Consider the following 18,555-nt stretch of genomic DNA (forward strand, 5'->3'; position numbering starts at 1 on the left):
GGTGCTGGAAGGTTAATTGATGGGGTCAGCCGCAAGGCGAAGCTCTTGATCGAAGCCCCAGTAAACGGCGGCCGTAACTATAACGGTCCTAAGGTAGCGAAATTCCTTGTCGGGTAAGTTCCGACCTGCACGAATGGCGTAACGACAGCGGCGCTGTCTCCACCCGAGACTCAGTGAAATTGAAATCGCTGTGAAGATGCAGCGTTCCCGTGGCAAGACGGAAAGACCCCGTGAACCTTTACTATAGCTTTACATTGAACGTTGAGTTCGTCTGTGTAGGATAGGTGGGAGGCTATGAAGCCGAGGCGCTAGCTTCGGTGGAGCCAACCTTGAAATACCACCCTGATGTGCTTGACGTTCTAACCTAGGTCCGTAATCCGGATCGGGGACCATGTATGGTGGGTAGTTTGACTGGGGCGGTCTCCTCCCAAAGAGTAACGGAGGAGCTCGAAGGTACGCTCAGCGCGGTCGGACATCGCGCACTGTGTGCAAAGGCATAAGCGTGCTTGACTGCGAGATCGACGGATCAAGCAGGTACGAAAGTAGGACTTAGTGATCCGGTGGTTCTGTATGGAAGGGCCATCGCTCAACGGATAAAAGGTACTCCGGGGATAACAGGCTGATACCGCCCAAGAGTTCATATCGACGGCGGTGTTTGGCACCTCGATGTCGGCTCATCACATCCTGGGGCTGTAGTCGGTCCCAAGGGTATGGCTGTTCGCCATTTAAAGTGGTACGCGAGCTGGGTTCAGAACGTCGTGAGACAGTTCGGTCCCTATCTGCCATGGGCGTTGGAGATTTGAGAGGGGCTGCTCCTAGTACGAGAGGACCGGAGTGGACGAACCTCTGGTGTTCCGGTTGTCACGCCAGTGGCATTGCCGGGTAGCTATGTTCGGAAGCGATAACCGCTGAAAGCATCTAAGCGGGAAGCGCGCCTCAAGATGAGATCTCCCGGGGCACAAGCCCCCTAAAGGAACCATCAAGACTAGGTGGTTGATAGGTCAGGTGTGTAAGTGGGGTAACCCATTGAGCTAACTGATACTAATGATCCGTGTGGCTTGACCATATAACCTCAAGTGGCCTTGGACTCGACGATATCGTCAGAGAAAATCCAATGCCCGCTACGTCACAAGACCCTATGAGAGACTGGCGCCTAAATCCGTCTATTGGATGGCGACGCTCCAACCCTCTCCCTGGTGAAATTAGCGCTGTGGTCCCACCCGTTCCCATCCCGAACACGGAAGTGAAACGCAGCCGCGCCGATGGTAGTGTGGCTTAAGCCATGCAAGAGTAGGTCATCGCCAGGGGCTTTACCCCAAACCCCCGTCCGATAGGACGGGGGTTTTTTCTTGCGTCGCTTTGGCCAACAATCGATCCTCATCTCACAGGGGGACGATGCATGAAGCGGTGTCGATTGGTCTTTGCGATTGCGCTGATCGTGCCCGGAGCTGGTGCTGCGGCAGAAGGCACGTCGATGGCGGCGCAACGCGTGCATGAAGCCGCGCTGGTGCTTGATACCCATCTGGACACGCCCGCGAATCTGCGGCGCCCCGGATGGAGCATCGCGGACAATCACCAGCATGAAGGGGATCTCTCGCAGGTCGATCTGCCGCGCATGAAAGCGGGTGGGCTGGATGGTGGCTTCTGGGTGATCTACACGGAGCAGGGTGCGCGCGACGCCGCCGGCAAGCGTGCAGCACGCGACCACGGACTCGAACGTCTCGCCAGCATCCGGGAGATGCTCGCCGCGCATCCGGCCGACATGGAGATTGCTCTCACCGCGGATGACGCTGAACGGATCGCCGATGCCGGCAAACGCGTGTCGTTCATCAGCATGGAGAACGCGGCGCCGCTGGCGAGCGATCCGTCCCTGCTGACGGCCTACCATCGCCTGGGCCTGCGGATGCTCGGCATTACCCATGTGCGTAACAACGACTTTGGCGACTCCTCCACCGACCCGTCGGGTGCCGAATGGAAGGGACTCAGCCCAGCCGGGCGCGCCCTAGTCGCCGAAGCGAACCGCCTTGGCATCGTGCTGGATGCATCGCATGCCAGCGACGCGGTGTTCGACCAGTTGCTTGCGCTGTCTTCGGCGCCGATCGTGTTGTCGCATACGAGTGCGGATGCGCTTTACGACCATCCGCGCAACATCGACGACGCGAGGATCCGCCAGCTTGCAGCGAAGGGCGGCGTGATCCACGTGAACGCATACGGTGGCTATCTGGTCGACATCCCGAAGATTCCGGAACGTGAAGCGGCGATGGAAAGCCTGTCGAAGAAGTACGGCCCGGAGAACACGCTGCCGGCGGACCAGGTTGCGGATTATCTGGCCGGGCGCCGCGCGATCGAAGCGCGCTATCCCACCAGACGGGCCACGTTCGACGAATACATGGCGCACCTGCTGCATATTCTGAAAGTGGCCGGCGTGGATCATGTCGGCATTGGCGCAGACTGGGATGGCGGCGGCGGCGTGGCGGGCATGGAAGATGTCAGTGCCCTGCCGCGGATCACCGAGGCGCTGCTGGCGGCAGGCTACTCCGAGCCGGACATCCGGAAAATCTGGGGCGGCAACCTCCTTCGTGTACTGCGGCAGACCCAGGCCGCTGCAGAGGTGTCCTCATAATCGCAGGGCGGTGCCGCCGAAGCCTTTCGATATCCACCCGGTCTTGCGTGGATCAGCGCGGTGGATCCGGCCACCGTCGTCGATGGCCGCGGGAAGGATAGCGCCGTGGAAGAGTCCATTACGCCGCGGCGCTTCGTCGCGTGCCTTCCCATCGACGTTCCGCGGCACTGGCTACCGGGGAATGAAGTGGTTTCATCGCTGCTCAATGCGTACACCATCCTGGTGCCGGCCAACGAAGCGTTCTATATCCGCACGCTCAATGCGTGCATGCCGCGCATCCCGGACGACGCATTGCGCCAGCGCTGCCAGGCGTTCATCCGACAGGAGGCGCAGCATGGGGTGGCACACAAGCGCTACTGGGACAACCTGGATGTGCAGGGATACGCGTATCGTCGCTTCGAAAGGACGGTGGATCGTGTCATCTTCCGCACGATGGACCGATATGCGCCGCTGTGGCTGCGCGTCTCGCTGGTGAGTTGCGTCGAACACATCAATGCGTTCCTCGGCTACGAGTTCCTGTCGCAGTCGATCCTGGCCGATGCGGATCCGCGCATGCGCGACCTGATGGAGTGGCACTTCGCGGAAGAGATCGAGCACCGTGCAGTCGCGTTCGACCTGCTGCAGGCGATCAGACCTCACTACTCGGTGCGCTTACTGGGTGCGCTGACGACGACGGCGCTCTTCTACTTGTTGATGGCCGGCATGGCAGCGTCATTGTTGGCCCAGGATCGCTTGTTGTGGAGGAAGGCCTCGGTACGCCAGCTGATCCGTCATCTCGGCAAGGGGCACGGGATGGGGCGCCGCACCCTTCGCCATCTGCGGGATTACCTGCGTCAGGACTTCCACCCTTCGTGCTTGCGGGGGGCCGATGACTTCGCCGCCGAGGTACTGGCGAGGCAGACACGGGAAGTGCCGCCCGTGATCATACCGATGTACCCCCAAACCTGAACGCCAGATCGCCGGAGCATGCGGGGTAGTTCCCATCCGCCAAGGCAGCACGGAGGCCGGTGAATCCAAGTAATTGAAGGGGAAGGGGATATTTCTGGCCCGCCAGCCCGAGGTCGATTGTTGCAGGCGTAGGACAATGGGGAACTTCGCCGGTGGTTAGCAGTCGAACCCCCCGACTGCTAACATCATTCCCCATGAGCCAGAACACTCCTACTACCGCCCTGGTCACCAACAGCCTGCCGATTCCCAGTGCCCTGGGTTCGCTGGACGCCTATATCAGCGCCGTGCACCAGATCCAGGTGCTGTCGGTCGAAGATGAGCGCGCACTCGCCAACCGTTATCGCGAGGATGAAGACCTCGACGCGGCGCGCGAACTGGTGCATTCGCATCTGCGCTTCGTGGTGCACGTCGCCCGCGGCTACAACGGTTACGGCCTGCCGCTGGGGGATCTGATCCAGGAAGGCAACATCGGCCTGATGAAGGCGGTGAAGCGCTTCGATCCCGACATGGGCGTGCGCCTGGTGAGCTTCGCGGTCCATTGGATCCGTGCCGAGATGCACGAGTTCATCCTGAAGAACTGGCGCATCGTGAAGGTCGCCACGACCAAGGCGCAGCGCAAGCTGTTCTTCAACCTGCGCAAGTCCAAGACACGCCTGGGCTGGATGAATGCCGAGGAAGTCAGCGTCATCGCCAAGGACCTCAACGTGTCCGAGCGCGAAGTGCTGGAGATGGAAGCGCGCCTGTCCGGTCGCGACATCGGTTTCGACGCCTCCTCCGACGAGGACGAGGATCACGCCCCGCCGTCGCCGGCCAGCTATCTGGTCGCCCACGACGAAGATCCTTCGCAGGCCTACGAGCGTGCGGACAGCGAAGACAACCAGATGGGACTGCTGCGCGAAGGCCTCGCGAATCTGGATGAGCGCTCTCGCGACATCATCAAGCGCCGTTGGCTGGATGGCGAAAGCAAGGTCACGCTGCAGGAACTGGCCGACGAGTACGGCATTTCCGCCGAGCGTGTCCGCCAGGTGGAAGCCAATGCGCTGAAGAAGATGAAGGCACTGTTTGCTGCCTGACCCGGCATCGCGACCGCGTACTGAAGAGGCCCCGCAAGGGGCCTCTTTTCGTTTGCAAGGTTCATCGATCGACGGAAGTGTGATCCACTACGCCGCGATCCGCCTCGGGCGGCAACATAAAGGAGCAGGGCATGGCGTGGGGCAACAAGCGGCAGTGGGTACTCGCGTTGGCAATGGCATGCGGCATGTTGGGGGCCGCGGGCAGCGCGCCGGCGATGGTTGCCGAAACCGGCAACACCAAATCCTCCGGCGAACCGCGCGGTGTGAGTTTCAGCATCGATCGCGAGGAGTATGACGCGCAGGCGCGCGCCGCGATGCAGGTCGATCCGGTGGTGGCCGCGCAGCTTGGCGCTATTCGCAAGGTAGTGCTGGACGATGCCGCGAGCATGGACCAGCCCGGCCCCGACGTCCTGGTGTTCGATGTCGAGGGCAGCCGTGGCAAGGGGCGCGTCACCGCGCGCTTCATCACCGTCAGTGCGACGGAGGAGGCGCTCGGCCCCGGCGTGCTGGTGATGTCGGACGGCACCGAGCACGTAATCGAAGGCGACGCCGACGCGTTGGCTGCGGAGGACGACCACCATGGGCACGATCACGATGAGGAGGTCGGGGTGGGCGCCGACCTCTTCACCCGCCAGGCGCAGGAAGCCGCGCAGCGGTATCCGTTGATTCGCCAGCACATCGGCCAGATCACGTCATTCGAAATCGATACCGAGGCCACCGGGGCCGCGCCGGGCATGAACACCTTCGTGTTCGACGTAGTAGGCGACAAGGGCCGTGGGCGATTGGAAGCGGACTTCATCACCGTCAGTGCCGAGACCGAACGCCTCGGCAAAGGCGTGCTGACGCTGGCCAATGGCCGCCGCTTGCCGTTCGAAGGCGAGCCGCGCGGTGAAGACGAGCCAGCCGATGAGGCGGGCGCCGACGATCTGTTCGGCGACATGCAGGACAACATCTTCACCCGCCAGGCGCGCGTCGCCGTGCAGCGCTATCCGCTGGTGCAACAGCACATTGGCACCCTGCAGTCGTTCGAGTTCGACCTGGCCGGGACGGGCGAGGCGGAAGGTATGAACGAGTTCGTGTTCGCACTGGCGGGCGACAAGGGCCGAGGCCGTATCCTCGCGGAATTCATCACCGTGGACGCCGACACCGAGCGTCTCGGCAAGGGCGTGCTGACGCTCGCCGATGGCCGCGAGATTGCGTTTGAAGGCGAGGCGCCGATGGAGGGCGAACTCGCCTCGCCGCGCACTGACACGGATCGTGGCGAGGTGCCTGACACGTTCGCGCGGCAGGATGGCATCTTCGTGCTGCAGGCCAATGCGGCGATGCAGGCGCATCCGGTCGTGCAACGCCACATCGGTGACATCCGCGAGGCGGCCTTCGACCGTGACGCGTCCTGGGCAGCGGAAGGCGAGCGATATGTCTTCGACCTGAAAGGCAGCAAAGGCGCGGGCCGTCTCGAAGCCGAATTCATCACGGTCGACGCGGACAGCGAGCGCATCGGCGACGGTGAGCTGGTCATGGCTGACGGCAAGCGCTATCCGCTCGACCCGAAGTAGGTCGGACAAGATCCGGATAGCGTCGTCGTTGAGGCGAGACGAACATGGCATCCCGTCTCCTGGAGCGTGGTGCCATGTCGTTCGTGATCCGCGGGCTGTCGCCCGAACCCTTCCGCCCTCTGTTAGCGCTCGACGCCGCCGCACTGACGGCACGCAACATCCGTCGCGTCGTTGCCGATGCCGACCGTGGGTTTCCCTGCCGCGTCACGCTGCAGGATGCGCAGCAGGGCGAGACCCTGCTGCTGCTTCCCTACCTGCACCACGATGTCGCCGGTCCGTATCGCGCCAGTGGTCCGATCTACGTGCGCGAAGCGGCGCTGCACGTCCATGCCGCCGAGTACCACGACACGTTGCCGCCGTCATTCCCGCGCCGGTTGCTGTCGCTACGGGCCTATGACGAGGACGGTCTGATGCGCGACGCCGAGGTGGTGGAAGGCGCGAACGCGTCACCGCAGCTGCAACGCCTGCTCAAGCTGCCCGGTGTCGCCTATCTGCACGTGCATAACGCGCGGCCCGGCTGCTACGCCTGCCGCGTTGACCCCGCCTGATCGTCATCCTTGCCAAGGATGATCCGCGCGCCGCGCTGGTAGCTCCAGTACGCCCAGCACCAGTTCAACAGCACCACCAGCCGGTTGCGGAAGCCGATCAGGAAGAACACGTGCGCGGTCAGCCAGAACCACCACGCCAGCAGGCCGGAGAATTTCAGCCGGCCGAAATCCACCACCGCGGCCATGCGGCCGATGGTCGCCAGGTTGCCGTAGTCCTGGTAGCGAAAGCCGTCGGGCGATGCGCGCCCCGCCAGCCGTGCGCGGAGAACCTGCGCCACGTGCCGGCCCATCTGTTTCGCCGCCGGCGCCACGCCGGGCACAGGTCGCCCGTCCGAGGTCGCGGCGGCGAGATCTCCCGCGACGAAGATGTCGGGGTGTCCTGGCACGCTGAGGTCCGGCTGCACCGGCACACGTCCGGCACGTTCCAGTGGCACGTCGAGCGAGCGCGCCAGCGGTGAGGCCGCCACACCGGCCGCCCACACCACGGTCTTTGCTGGCACGAAGGCGTCGCCCAGCCGGTAACCCTCGTCGGTGATGTCGCTGACCGGTGTGCCGGTCATCACCTCGACGCCCAGCTCTTCCAGTTGCCTGCGCGCCTTCTCCGACAGCGTGTCGGGAAAGGACGCCAGTACGCGCGGTCCCGCTTCCACCAGCCGCACGCGGGCCTGCGAGGGGTCGATGCGGCGGAACTCGTTCTTCAGCGTATGTCGCGCGATCTCGGCCAGCGTGCCTGCCAGCTCGACGCCGGTCGGTCCGCCGCCGACGATGGCGAAGCTGAGCCACGCGGCGCGTTTCTCCGGATCGGTTTCGGCTTCCGCGCGCTCGAAGGCGAGCAGCAGATGGCGGCGCAGCAGCAGGGCGTCGTCCAGCGTCTTCAGGCCGGGCGCATGCCGTGCCCACTCGTCGTGGCCGAAGTAGGCATGCGTCGCGCCCGTGGCCAGCAGCAGCGAGTCGAAGGCGATCGTCGTGCCGTCGGCCAATACCACATGCTTTTCCTGCGGCGCAATCGCAGTGACCTCCGCCAGCCGCACTTCCACGTTGGCCTGCTTGCGCAGGATGTGGCGCAGCGGCGCGGCGATGTCGGGCGCCGACAATCCGGCGGTGGCCACCTGGTACAGCAGCGGCTGGAACAGGTGGTGGTTGTGCCGATCGATCAGGGTGATGCGCACCTGCGCGGAGGCGAGGGCGCGCGTGGCCCAGAGGCCCGCGAAGCCACCGCCGACGATGACGAAATGGTGTGCTGCCTGCATGCCGTCTCCCGCAGCCACGAAGTGCGTGGCGGATCGGGACGGATTGTCTCACGCGTCCCGTCGCCGTCGCTCAGTCCGGGTCGCGATCGATCAGCGAGGTCGCGCGCGTGTCGGGCATCCACAGGTAGACCAGCAGCGAACATGCGATGCAGGCGGTGACGTACCAATAGAACCCGGTCTCCATGCCGCTCTTCTTGAACCACAGGGCGACCATGTCCGCCGTTCCCCCGAAGAGCGCGACGGTCAGCGCGTACGGCAGGCCGACACCCAGCGCGCGGATCTCCACCGGGAACATTTCCGCCTTCACCACCGCGTTGATCGCGGTGTAGCCGCTGAGGATCACCAGGGCCGCCATGACCAGCCAGAACGCCTGCGCCGGGCTGGATACCGTCTGCAGCGTCGACAGGATCGGCCACGTGCACAGCGTGCCCAGCACGCCGAACGCGATGAGGATCCGCCGGCGTCCGATCCGGTCCGATAGCGCGCCGACCACCGGTTGCAGCAGCATGAAGAAGAACAGCGTGGAGGCGTTGATCAGGCTGGCCGTCTCGCTGGCCATGCCGGCGCTGTTGACGAGGAATTTGTGCACGTAGGTCGTGTACGTATAGAACGCCAGCGTGCCTCCCATCGTCAGCCCGACCACGGCGAGCACCGCGCGCGGGTGCTGCATCAGCGCGCGCAGCGTGCCCTGCGCCTCCTGCTGGTCCGGCGTGCCCGCGGCCTCGCGGCGGGAGAACGATTCGGTTTCCACCATGTTCCGGCGCAGCCACAACGCCACCAGCGCCGCCACCGCGCCGATCGCGAACGGGATGCGCCAGCCCCATTCGCGCAGTTGCTCGTCGGTGAGGAACACGCGCTGCAGCGCGATCAGCACGGCCAACGCAATCAGATGGCCCATGACCAGCGTGACGTACTGGAAGCTGGACCAGAAGCCACGATGCCCGCGCGTGGCCATCTCACTGAGATAGGTCGCCGATGTGCCGTATTCGCCGCCGACGGACAAGCCCTGCAGCAGCCGCGCCAGCACCAGCAGGATCGGTGCCGCCACCCCAATGGTCGCGTAGCCGGGCGTGCAGGCGATGATCAGCGAACCGCCGCACATCATCACCACCGACAGCATCAGCGCGCGCCTGCGGCCATGGCGATCGGCGTAACGGCCCAGTAGCCAGCCGCCGAGCGGGCGCATCAGGAAACCCACCGCGAAGATCGCCGCCGTCTTCAGCAACTGGCTGGTGCGGTCGCCGCCCGGGAAGAATACTTCGGCAAAGTACAGTGAGAATGCCGCGTACACGTACCAGTCGTACCACTCCACCAGGTTGCCGACCGAGCCGCTGAAGATGCTGCGCAGGCGCTGGGCGGGCGTCAGGTCGGCACGGGACGGGGGCGTCATCAGTACAGGTCCATGGGGTCGACATCGAGCGACCAGCGCGTGCGGCGGGCTTCCGGCAGGGCGTGGATGTCCGGCCAGGCGAGATCGAGCGCTCGGTGCAGGGCGCGCCGCTCGGGCGAGGACAGCAGCAGTTGCACGCGATGCAGGCCGGCGCGGCGTGGCATCGGTGCCGGCAACGGGCCGTGCATCTCCAGTGTGGCGTCGTGCGTGCGAAGGGCGCGCTTTGCCGCCTGCAGGAAATGTTGCGCGGCGTCGACATGCTGCGCTTCGGCGCGCAGCAGCGCCAGGTGCGCGAAGGGCGGGAAGCCGGCCATCTGGCGCTGTTCCAGTTCGGCCTCCGCGAAGGCGTGGTAGCCACCGCTGATCAGCGTGTTCAACAACGGATGGTCGGGATGGTGCGTCTGCAACCAGACATCGCCGCGCTTGCCGGCACGTCCGGCCCGCCCGGCGACCTGGATGAGCTGCTGCGCCAGCTTCTCGCCGGCGCGGAAGTCGGTGGAGAACAGGCCCTCGTCCACGCCGACCACGGCCACGCGGGTGAGATGCGGCAGGTCGTGGCCCTTGGCCAGGATCTGCGTGCCCACCAGGATGCCGGGTGCATCGCCCAGCTTCGCCAACTGCTGCGCCAGCCCGTCGCGCTTTTGGGTAGTGCTGCGGTCCACGCGCAGCACCGGAACGTCGGTGAACTGCTCGATCAGCAGCTCTTCCAGCCGCTCCGTGCCGATGCCCTGCGGTTGCAACGCCAGTCCGCCGCAGTCGGGGCAGGCCGGTGGTGAGGCCTGGCGCGCGCCGCAGTGATGGCATTGCAGGCGCCTGCCGCCGGCGTGCACGGTCATCGCGCTGTCGCAGCGCTTGCAGTGCGCGCTCCAGCCGCAGTCGTGGCACAGCAGCACCGGTGCGTACCCGCGGCGGTTCTTGAACACCAGCACCTGGCCGTCGGCGTCCAGCGCCTGGCGGATGGCCTGCAGGGTGTCGGCCAGCAGGCCTGCCTGCTGCGGCCGCTTGCGCATGTCCAGCACGCGCACGCTGGGCGGTTGCGCTTCGCCCGCGCGCCGCGACAGGCGCAGGTGCGCATAGCGGCCGCTGCGAGCGTTGTGCAGGGTTTCCAGCGACGGCGTGGCGCTCCCCAGCACCACCGGCACATCCAGCGCCTTGCCGCGTACCAGGGCGAAGTCGCGTGCGTGGTAGCGGATGCCGTCCTGCTGTTTGTAGCTGCCGTCGTGTTCTTCGTCGACCACGATCAGGCCGGCCTCCGGCAGCGGCGTGAACACCGCCGAACGCGTGCCCACGATCACCCGCGCCTCACCGCGCAGGCAGGCGGCCCAGGTGCGGGCGCGTTCGCCGTCGTTGAGGCCGGAGTGCAGCGCATGCACCGGCACGCCCAGCCGTTCGCGGAAGCGCGACAGCGTCTGCGGGGTCAGGCCGATCTCCGGCACCAGCACCAGCGCCTGCCGGCCGCGCTGCAGGCAGGCGGCGATGGCGTGCAGGTAGACCTCGGTCTTGCCGCTGCCGGTCACGCCATCCAGCAGCAGCGCGCCGAAGCCGGCCGTGCCGTTGATCGCGTCGGCAGCGGCCTGCTGTTCGTCGTTGAGCGCCGGGCCCGGCCGCGGTGAGGGGGCGGCCGGTACTGCCGCCGTGGCGAATCGTTCGGCCAGCCCGCGCTTGCCCAGGTCGCGCGCGGTGGCGCGACCGGCATCCACATGCAGGTCCAGCGCGTCCTCATCGAGGGAGGCGTGTTCGGCCAGCAGGTCGGCGAGGCGGCGCGGACGGCTGCCGGCGCGCAGGCGGTCGCGTTGGAGTTGGCCGGCTTCGGTCAGGCGCCAGTGCCAGGCATGGGTGTCGGGCATCGGTTCGCCCTGGCGCAGTTGGACCGGCAGGGCCGTCGCGACCACTTCGCCCATCGGTGCATGCGTGTAGCGCCCGAGCCAGTGCAGCGAGTCGAGCAGTTCCCCGTGCAGCAGTGGCGTGGCATCGAGCAGGGCTTCGGCGTGGCGAAGTTCCAGGTCCGGGTCGGCCGCCGGGGCGACACCGGCCACAAAGCCGGTCAGTGGGCGGTTGCCGAACAGCACCTTGACCCGCTTGCCCACGTCCTCCGGCGAGGCGGCGTGGCCGGGCGGGGGAAGGTAGTCGAACAGCCGCGGCAGGGGGACCGGCAGCGCGACCTGGAGGACGGGAACGGGCGACATTGCGTGCAGTGTATCGGCCCCTCCCGGCGGGGGTCACATCTCATGCAGTTGCATTGATGTCCTGTCAAAATCTTGACGAAAATCACGCAAGTGCCCATCCCGCAAGGGGATTCCGGTTTATCCACACCAGCTGTGGATAAATCTGTGCATGGCGGGATTGCTTCACGGCGCGATGACGGTCCCGCAAGCCTCGGTGCCACCTTGGCGAAAAAAGCGCCATCCCCATATTATTCAATTAAATCATGTAGTTGCCCGTGAAACCCGATTGACACAATGTGCTGACGGAGGAGTCGCGGGCCCGGCATGACGGTTTGGTGACCGCTGTGCACAACGTTTTTCGCGGAAAGCCTTGTGCGGCCGAAGAGAGCAGGTTCCGGCGCGATGTCAAGCGTCCATACGGGCGCGCAGGCTGACTATGATCGGGTCGTCCGCAACCGGTTTCGCCATGGCTCCCACCTCCGCTTCCGACCCGCCTCCCGCCGCCCTCGCCGCCTTCCTGCGCGGGTGCGAACGCAGGGGTGCGGTGTTCGCCGCGCTCCAGTGCGGCGACCCCGACCGCGGCGATGTCGCCCTGGCGGCGGCGTTGCGTGCGTTCCGTGCCAAGGCGGCCGCCCTGCCGATGGCTGACTGGCCGGTGCGCTTCTGGTCGCTGCTTGCCGCTACCCCGCAACTGCGGGCGGACGGTGCGCATGCGCAATGGTCCGGTTCGCTCGCGGCCTTGGCGAATCCGGCGCCCGCTGATCGCGCGGCCCTGCTGCTACGGCTGGTGGGTGGCTTGCAGGAAGCCGAGGCCGCCCAAGCGCTTGGCCTCGACAACGCCGGCTACCGCGACGCCCTCGCCCGTGCTTGTCCGCGTGACGCCGCCGGGCACCCTGACGCCGCTGGGTGGCGCGCGCTGGCAGAAGCCATCCAGCAGCACCTGCGGGAACTGCCTCCCGACCGCTTGGCCACACTGGCCCGCCTGCGCGAGGACGCCCTCGCCGGCACACGCATTCCTTCGCCCGCAGCGACGCCACCTGCGCCGGCCGTGACGGCGCCTGTCCGCCGCTGGCCCTGGATCCTCCTCGTGGCACTTCTGCTGCTGGTGGCCGGCGCAGCGGGATGGTGGTGGGACAGGCAGGGTGCGCGGCCGCTGTCGGGCGCTTCGGTTGCTGCGGCAGACGGTGACAGCGCGTTGGTGCTGCCCCCGGATCCGGTGATCACCGTGGTCGACCTGCCGGCCGCCGACGTCCCTGCCGTGCGCGCCGACGCGGTAATGGCGGCGCACGAACATGCGGACTTCGCGCTGCTCGCCGACGCCGACGAGGAGGCCCTCGCCCGCGAGGCCGACTTCCTGGCCTGGTACGTGGCCGGCGCAGGCGTGCCTCAAACGCCTGCCGTGGAGGGTGACGATGCAGCGCGTTGAGATGCGGATGGCGCTACTCGGCGCCGTGGGCTTGGTGGTCGCGCTCGCCGGCATCGCCGTCTCCTCCGCCCAGGACGCCACCGCCGGCGCGCACTGGCAGGCGATGTCGCCGGCGGCACAGGCGGCATGGCAGCAACGGCGCATCGCGTGGGATGCGCTGCACCTGCACGAACGCGAAGATCGTCGCGCGCGTTACGCCGCCTGGCGTGCACTGGACGAAGTACAGCGCGCGCGGTTGCGCGCCGCGGCTGCCGAGGTCGCCGCGTTGCCGCCGGAACACCAGGCCGCCTTGCGTACACAGTTCGCCGTGCTGGATGCCATGCAGCGCAATGGATGGCGACTGGGGCCGGCGCTCGGTGCCGACTGGCCGCGCCTGCAGCCCTTGTTCGCCTATGTACCGCCCGGCGAGCGCGATGCTGCGCTCTCGTTGTTGCGCCAGCTTGATGCGGAGCAACGGGACGATCTGGCCGCGCTGGCGCAGCGCTTGCCGCCGCAGGACCGCGACGCGTTCCGTCGTGAGCTGCTGGCGGTGCCTGTCAGCCAGCGGCGCGCATGGTTGCAGCAACGGCGCGATCGCTAGCCAGGGGACCGCTGAACGACGGATCCCGTTCGTGGTGAGCGCGTCGGGCCACGCGTTTCACGGCCAGGCCGGGCCATCGTGGCCGGTCGGGCCATTGCCAAGAGCGTGGCTCGACGGGCTCACCACGAACGGCATCCAAGGCGGCGCGCCTGCATCATGGCGTCGTTCGGCGTGTCCCTACGCGTTCACCAGGCTGGTCAGGGACAGCAGGACCATGGCCGTGACGACCAGCATGAAGTACAGCATGCCCAGCGCAAGGTACTTCACCAGCGTCACGGCCGGGTGCTGGCGATAGACGCGTTGCTGCATCCAGAACAGGTACACCGGCATCCAGAACATGATCAGCAGTTCGGCAAGCCACACCGGCGCGCGCGCAACGGTCGCCTGCGCGGGCAGCAGGCTGTCGATGAAGGACAGGGCGAAGAACGCCAGCACGCACAGGCACAGGTAGGCGTGGCTGTAGAGCGCCACCACCAGGTGTTCCAGATACACCCGGTGCGTGCCGATGTACGCCAGCTTCAGCAACAGCGCGAACACCGGCACCAGCACGAACAGCGCCGATGGAACCGACCCCATCATGGTGTTCTTGAACAGCTCGGGGTCTTTCTGCAGGCGCGGGATGTTGTCCTGCGCCCGCGCGATCTTCTTGTTCAACCAGCGGTTGCCGAACGCCGGCAGCCAGTCCACCCGGATCGGATTGTCGGTCGGATGCCACGGCTTCCCGTTCTGCGAGAACAGCGAGCCGGTGGAATCCGGCATCGGCCCGCCCTCCGGAATCCTGTCGGGTTCGGCCAGCGCCGGATGATCCGGCTGCAGCGCGGCGATGCGCGCGCGTGCCCGCGCCTGGGTCCCGCGGATGTTGTCTTCCACGCGACCGCGCGCGAAGGCGAGCGGCGGCGGGATGGTGGCGCGCGCGGCCAGCAGCCCGTCGATGGTCCGGTCGCGCAGGCGCACCACTTCGTCGGGGTCGGTCAACGATTCGAAATCGACCCCTTCGTCCCCCGCGCCCGTCACCTGGACCGTCGTACCGCCCTTGCCGTCCGCCACGGCAGGCGGGCTCAGCACATCGCCGCTGCCCATGGCGAACTTGCCCACGAAGAACGTCAGCACGCTGAGGACGACGAACAGCCGCAGCGGCGCCACGAACGGCGCGCGGTGGCCCGACAGGTAGGCGTTCGCCAGCTTGCCCGGCGACATCAGCGTGCGCAGGGTGCGGAAGATGCGGCCGTCCAGGTGCCAGAACGATTCGAACACCTCTTCCACCGCATGCCCGAAGCTGCGCAACGGGTTGTGCGAGGTCTGTCCGCAGGCATGGCAGAACTCGCCCTGCAGCGGTGTATGGCAGTTCTCGCACGCGCTGGCGTGCACGGCATCGTGCGATGGGGTCATGGGGCGTTCGGGTGGCGCAGGTGGCGAGCGGGTAAGATACCGGCCTCCCGTGACCCGGTGCCAGCGCGAAACCGCGCGACCGTAGTCCGGCGGTTGCCTCCCATGTCCGTTTCCCCATCCCCGACCCCGCGCTTCGGCCAGGAAGTGCGCGCCACAGGCACGCTCGCGTTGCCGCTGGTGCTGGGCCACGTCTCCACCGGTCTGATCGGCTTTGTCGACAACGTCATCGCCGGTCACCACGCTACGGCGACGCTGGCGGCGGTGACCGTCGGCACGGCGTTGTTGTGGCTGCCGATGATGGTGCCGATCGGCACGCTGATCTCGCTGACGGCCTCCGTATCGCAACTCGATGGCGCGAAGCGGCGCGACGAGATCGCGCCGCTGTTCCGCCAGGCGCTGTGGCTGTCGCTGGGGCTGGGCCTGCTGATGTTCGCCTTCCTCAGTGCCGCGCCCTACGCGCTGGCGGCGTTCGGCATCGCGCCGGACATCATTCCCGGCGCGACGGCGTTCCTGCACGGCATCCGCTGGGGCGTGCCGGCGCTGACGTTCTACTTCTGCATGCGCTACCTGAGCGAAGGCACGCACTGGACGCTGCCGACGATGATCCTCGGCTTCGGTGGCCTGCTGGTGCTGGCGCCGGTGGGCTATGTACTGGCGTTCGGCAAGTTCGGGTTCCCGGAACTGGGGGCTGGCGGGCTGGGCATCGCGTCGGCGTTGACCATGTGGATGCAGGCGATCGCATTTGCGATCTATCTCTCGCGCGCGCGCCGCTTCGCCGACCTGCAGCTGTTCGCGCATTTTGAGCCCCCGCGTCGCGCACCCATCCTGCAACTGCTGCGCACCGGCCTGCCCATCGGCATCACCGTATTGATGGAAGGCAGCCTCTTCATCGTCACTGCGCTGCTCATCGCACGCCTGGGCGCCACGCCCGCGGCCGCGCACCAGATCGCCATCAACGTGTCGGCGCTGTGCTTCATGATCCCGATGGGCGTGGCCGAAGCCACCACCGTGCGCGTGGGCCATGCGGTCGGTTCGGGCGACGTGGCCGGCATCCGCCGCGCCGCGCACGCGGGCTACGTCATCGTGCTGGCCACGCAGGCGATATCGGCGCTGTTCCTGCTGCTGGGCCATGACCTAGTGGTGGCTCTGTACACCGATGACCTGGCCGTGGCCGCCCTCGCCGGCACGCTGCTGTTGTTCGCCGCCGCCTTCCAGTTCCCCGACGGTATCCAGGTGCTGTCCGCCGGCGCGTTGCGCGGGCTGAAAGACACCCGCGTGCCGATGTGGCTGGCGGTGGCTGCCTACTGGGGCCTCGGCATGCCGCTGGGCGCCGGGCTGGGTCTGGGGCTTGGCTGGGGCCCGCAGGGCATGTGGCTGGGCCTGATCGTGGGCCTGACTGCTGCCGCGGTGCTGCTGGGCTGGCGCTTCGAGCGCAGCAGCCGGCGTCCCGCGGGTCTGTCGGCCGCATCGTCCCCACGGTGACCAACGGGGCATGAAAGCCTCACGCACGCACGCTACAGTGGTCCCAGTTTCCCGGAGCCTTCCATGAGCCAAGTCGCACCCGCACCCCGCCGCAGCCCGGTCGTCACGTTCTTCGTCGGCCTGTGGGACGTGCTGAACTTCACCCGCAAGCTGGTCCTCAACCTGATCTTCTTCGGGCTGCTGTTCCTGATCTTCATCGTGTTCGTCATCGCCGCCGGCAGCGGCGGGGTGAAGCCGCTGTCGGAGCGCACCACCTTCGTGCTGGCGCCGGAAGGCCGCCTGGTTGAACAGTTCACCGCCGATCCGGCGACGCGCGCGCTGGCCAAGGCGTTCGGCGACAAGAGCGCCGAGGAAGTGCAGCTGCGCGACCTGCTGCGCGCCATCGACGCCGCGCAGAAGGATGAGAAGATCGAACGCATGCTGCTGCGCGTGGACCAGCTGCAGCCGACCGGTTACGCCTCGCTGCGCGAAGTCGCCGCCGCGCTGGCGAAGTTCCGCGCCTCGGGCAAGCAGATCGTCGCCTTCGGCGAGAACATCAGCCAGACCCAGTATCTGCTGGCCGCGCAGGCCAACGAGGTCTACATCGATCCGATGGGCAGCCTGATGCTCGAAGGCCTGGGCCGTTACCGCCAGTACTACCGCGAGGGCCTGCAGGACAAGCTGGGCGTGGACGTGCACCTGTTCAAGGTGGGCGAGTACAAGTCCGCCGCAGAACCCTATGTGCTGGATGCCGCCTCCAAGGAAGCCAAGGAAGCCGACCTGTACTGGATGAACGATGTGTGGCAGCGCCTGTTGGCCGACATCGCCAAGGTGCGCAAGACCACGCCCGAAGCGCTGGCGGCCGGCATCGACACCCTGCCCGAAGGCATCGCGGCCGCTGGCGGCGACCTGGCCAAGTACGCTCTGCAGCAGAAGCTGGTGGACGGCCTTAAAACGCAGGAAGAAGTCGAGGACCTGCTGATCGAACGCGGCGTGGCCGACGAGGATTCCGACACCGGCTTCCGTGCCATCGGCCTGACCGGTTACCTGACTCAGCTCGATTCCCGCATCAACCCGCTCGACAAGCGCCCGCAGGTCGCCGTGGTGGTGGCCGAAGGCGAGATCACCGACGGCGACCAGCCGGCCGGCCGCGTCGGTGGCCTGTCCACCTCGGCGCTGCTGCGCGAGGCGCGCGACGACGAGGACGTGAAGGCGGTGGTGCTGCGCGTGGATTCGCCCGGCGGCGGCGTCTACGCCTCCGAGCAGATCCGCCGCGAAGTGGCCGCGCTCAAGAAGGCCGGCAAGCCGGTGGTCGTCTCGATGGGCGACCTGGCCGCGTCCGGCGGCTACTGGATCAGCATGAATGCCGACCGCATCTACGCCGACCCGTCCACCATCACCGGCTCGATCGGCATCTTCGGCCTGATCCCGACCGTGCCGCGCACGCTGGAGAAGATCGGTGTGCGTACCGACGGCGTGGGCACCACCCGCTTCGCCGGCGCATTCGACATCAGCCGCCCGCTGGACCCGGCCGTCGGCCAGGTGATCCAGTCGGTCATCGACAAGGGCTACGCCGACTTCACCGGCAAGGTCGCCGAGGCACGCAAGAAGCCGGTCGAAGAGATCGACGCCGTGGCGCGCGGCCGCGTGTGGAGCGGTGCGCAGGCCAAGGAGCGTGGCCTGGTCGACGAACTGGCCGGCCTGGACGCGGCCCTGGCCGATGCCGCCAAGCGCGCCAAGCTGGGTGAGGCGGACAAGTACCGCGTGCGCTACCTCGAGAAGATGTCCTCGCCGTTCTCGCAGTTCATGGGCGGCTTCGCCGGCAGCCGCATCGGTGCGGCCTGGCTGAAGGACTCCGACTTCGCACGCGCCCTGTTGGCGCGCAGCCTGCCGGAGATGGAAGCGCAGCTGCGCTTCGTGGACGAGGCGGTCAGCAACCGCGACGGCGCCCCGGTGAAGAGCCTGGCGTACTGCTTCTGCGGGTTCTGAACCTCATCGTCATCGCCTGATCGACGGGCCGCGCGGGACACCGCGCGGCCCGTTGCGTTTGCGGCATCGCCTGCCACGCCGATGACGGAGTGCGCCAGGTCGGGACCCCGATGCCTGGGGCGCCATCGCCACCGCCGTGGCGCGGCGGATACCGCCT

13 protein-coding genes and 2 rRNA genes (1 of these 15 only partly in view) are annotated in these 18,555 nt (G+C 66.9%); 11 read left to right on the plus strand and 4 right to left on the minus strand.

What is annotated here, in order from left to right; translation table 11 throughout:
* The 7 genes from FB548_RS02425 to FB548_RS02455 form a co-directional block, all read left to right on the plus strand.
* Window positions 1-1,066 (plus strand): 23S ribosomal RNA (locus tag FB548_RS02425) (it extends 1,813 nt beyond the left edge of the window).
* Window positions 1,067-1,192: 126 nt separating this feature from the next.
* A 5S ribosomal RNA gene (gene rrf, locus FB548_RS02430) occupies window positions 1,193-1,307 on the plus strand.
* 182 nt (window positions 1,308-1,489) lie between these two features.
* Window positions 1,490-2,623 (plus strand): dipeptidase, encoded by a 1,134-nt coding sequence (locus FB548_RS02435; protein WP_255470276.1) that lies wholly within the window; start codon window positions 1,490-1,492, stop codon window positions 2,621-2,623.
* 105 nt (window positions 2,624-2,728) lie between these two features.
* The gene (locus FB548_RS02440) at window positions 2,729-3,571 is read left to right on the plus strand and encodes a metal-dependent hydrolase (RefSeq protein WP_185741941.1); all 843 of its coding nucleotides are present in this window, start codon (window positions 2,729-2,731) and stop codon (window positions 3,569-3,571) included.
* A gap of 194 nt (window positions 3,572-3,765) precedes the next feature.
* Window positions 3,766-4,644, plus strand: coding sequence for an RNA polymerase sigma factor RpoH (gene rpoH / locus FB548_RS02445; protein ID WP_142123166.1), 879 nt, complete (start codon window positions 3,766-3,768; stop codon window positions 4,642-4,644).
* A 131-nt stretch (window positions 4,645-4,775) separates the two neighbouring features.
* On the plus strand, window positions 4,776-6,200 hold the full coding sequence (locus tag FB548_RS02450) for a hypothetical protein (RefSeq protein WP_142123167.1): 1,425 nt from the start codon (window positions 4,776-4,778) through the stop codon (window positions 6,198-6,200).
* 44 nt (window positions 6,201-6,244) lie between these two features.
* Window positions 6,245-6,748: a DUF1203 domain-containing protein gene (locus FB548_RS02455; RefSeq protein ID WP_255470277.1), complete on the plus strand. Its 504-nt coding sequence runs from the start codon at window positions 6,245-6,247 to the stop codon at window positions 6,746-6,748.
* On the opposite strand, the gene FB548_RS02460 is transcribed toward FB548_RS02455, so the two are convergent.
* The 3 genes from FB548_RS02460 to FB548_RS02470 form a co-directional block, all read right to left on the minus strand.
* Complete coding sequence (locus FB548_RS02460) at window positions 6,721-7,998, minus strand: NAD(P)/FAD-dependent oxidoreductase (RefSeq protein ID WP_142123168.1); 1,278 nt, start codon at window positions 7,996-7,998, stop codon at window positions 6,721-6,723. The two genes, FB548_RS02455 and FB548_RS02460, sit on opposite strands and share 28 nt — an antisense overlap.
* Before the next feature lie 70 nt (window positions 7,999-8,068).
* Window positions 8,069-9,388: an MFS transporter gene (locus FB548_RS02465; protein WP_142123169.1), complete on the minus strand. Its 1,320-nt coding sequence runs from the start codon at window positions 9,386-9,388 to the stop codon at window positions 8,069-8,071.
* Entirely contained in the window at window positions 9,388-11,574 is a 2,187-nt protein-coding gene (locus tag FB548_RS02470; protein ID WP_142123170.1) for a primosomal protein N', read from the minus strand. Before FB548_RS02470 ends, FB548_RS02465 begins: the two co-directional genes overlap by 1 nt.
* 445 nt (window positions 11,575-12,019) lie before the next feature.
* Between FB548_RS02470 and FB548_RS02475 the strand changes: the two genes are divergently transcribed.
* Both FB548_RS02475 and FB548_RS02480 read left to right on the plus strand, forming a co-directional pair.
* A complete protein-coding gene (locus FB548_RS02475; protein WP_142123171.1) occupies window positions 12,020-12,979 on the plus strand; it encodes a hypothetical protein in 960 nt (319 codons plus the stop codon).
* Window positions 12,966-13,559 carry a DUF3106 domain-containing protein gene (locus FB548_RS02480; protein WP_255470278.1) on the plus strand — a complete coding sequence of 198 codons (594 nt, stop codon included), beginning with the start codon at window positions 12,966-12,968 and terminating at the stop codon, window positions 13,557-13,559. The genes FB548_RS02475 and FB548_RS02480 overlap by 14 nt, the downstream gene beginning before the upstream one ends.
* 177 nt (window positions 13,560-13,736) lie before the next feature.
* On the opposite strand, the gene FB548_RS02485 is transcribed toward FB548_RS02480, so the two are convergent.
* Window positions 13,737-14,948, minus strand: coding sequence for a DUF3667 domain-containing protein (locus FB548_RS02485; protein WP_142123172.1), 1,212 nt, complete (start codon window positions 14,946-14,948; stop codon window positions 13,737-13,739).
* Between the two features lie 102 nt (window positions 14,949-15,050).
* On the opposite strand from FB548_RS02485, the gene FB548_RS02490 reads away from it, so the two are divergent.
* Both FB548_RS02490 and sppA read left to right on the plus strand, forming a co-directional pair.
* On the plus strand, window positions 15,051-16,430 hold the full coding sequence (locus FB548_RS02490) for an MATE family efflux transporter (protein WP_142123173.1): 1,380 nt from the start codon (window positions 15,051-15,053) through the stop codon (window positions 16,428-16,430).
* Window positions 16,431-16,493: 63 nt separating this feature from the next.
* Complete coding sequence (gene sppA / locus FB548_RS02495; RefSeq protein WP_142123174.1) at window positions 16,494-18,398, plus strand: signal peptide peptidase SppA; 1,905 nt, start codon at window positions 16,494-16,496, stop codon at window positions 18,396-18,398.
* The last annotated feature ends 157 nt before the right edge of the window (window positions 18,399-18,555 follow it).

The sequence above is a fragment of the Pseudoxanthomonas sp. 3HH-4 genome (genome assembly GCF_006716465.1).
Classification (GTDB): domain Bacteria; phylum Pseudomonadota; class Gammaproteobacteria; order Xanthomonadales; family Xanthomonadaceae; genus Pseudoxanthomonas_A.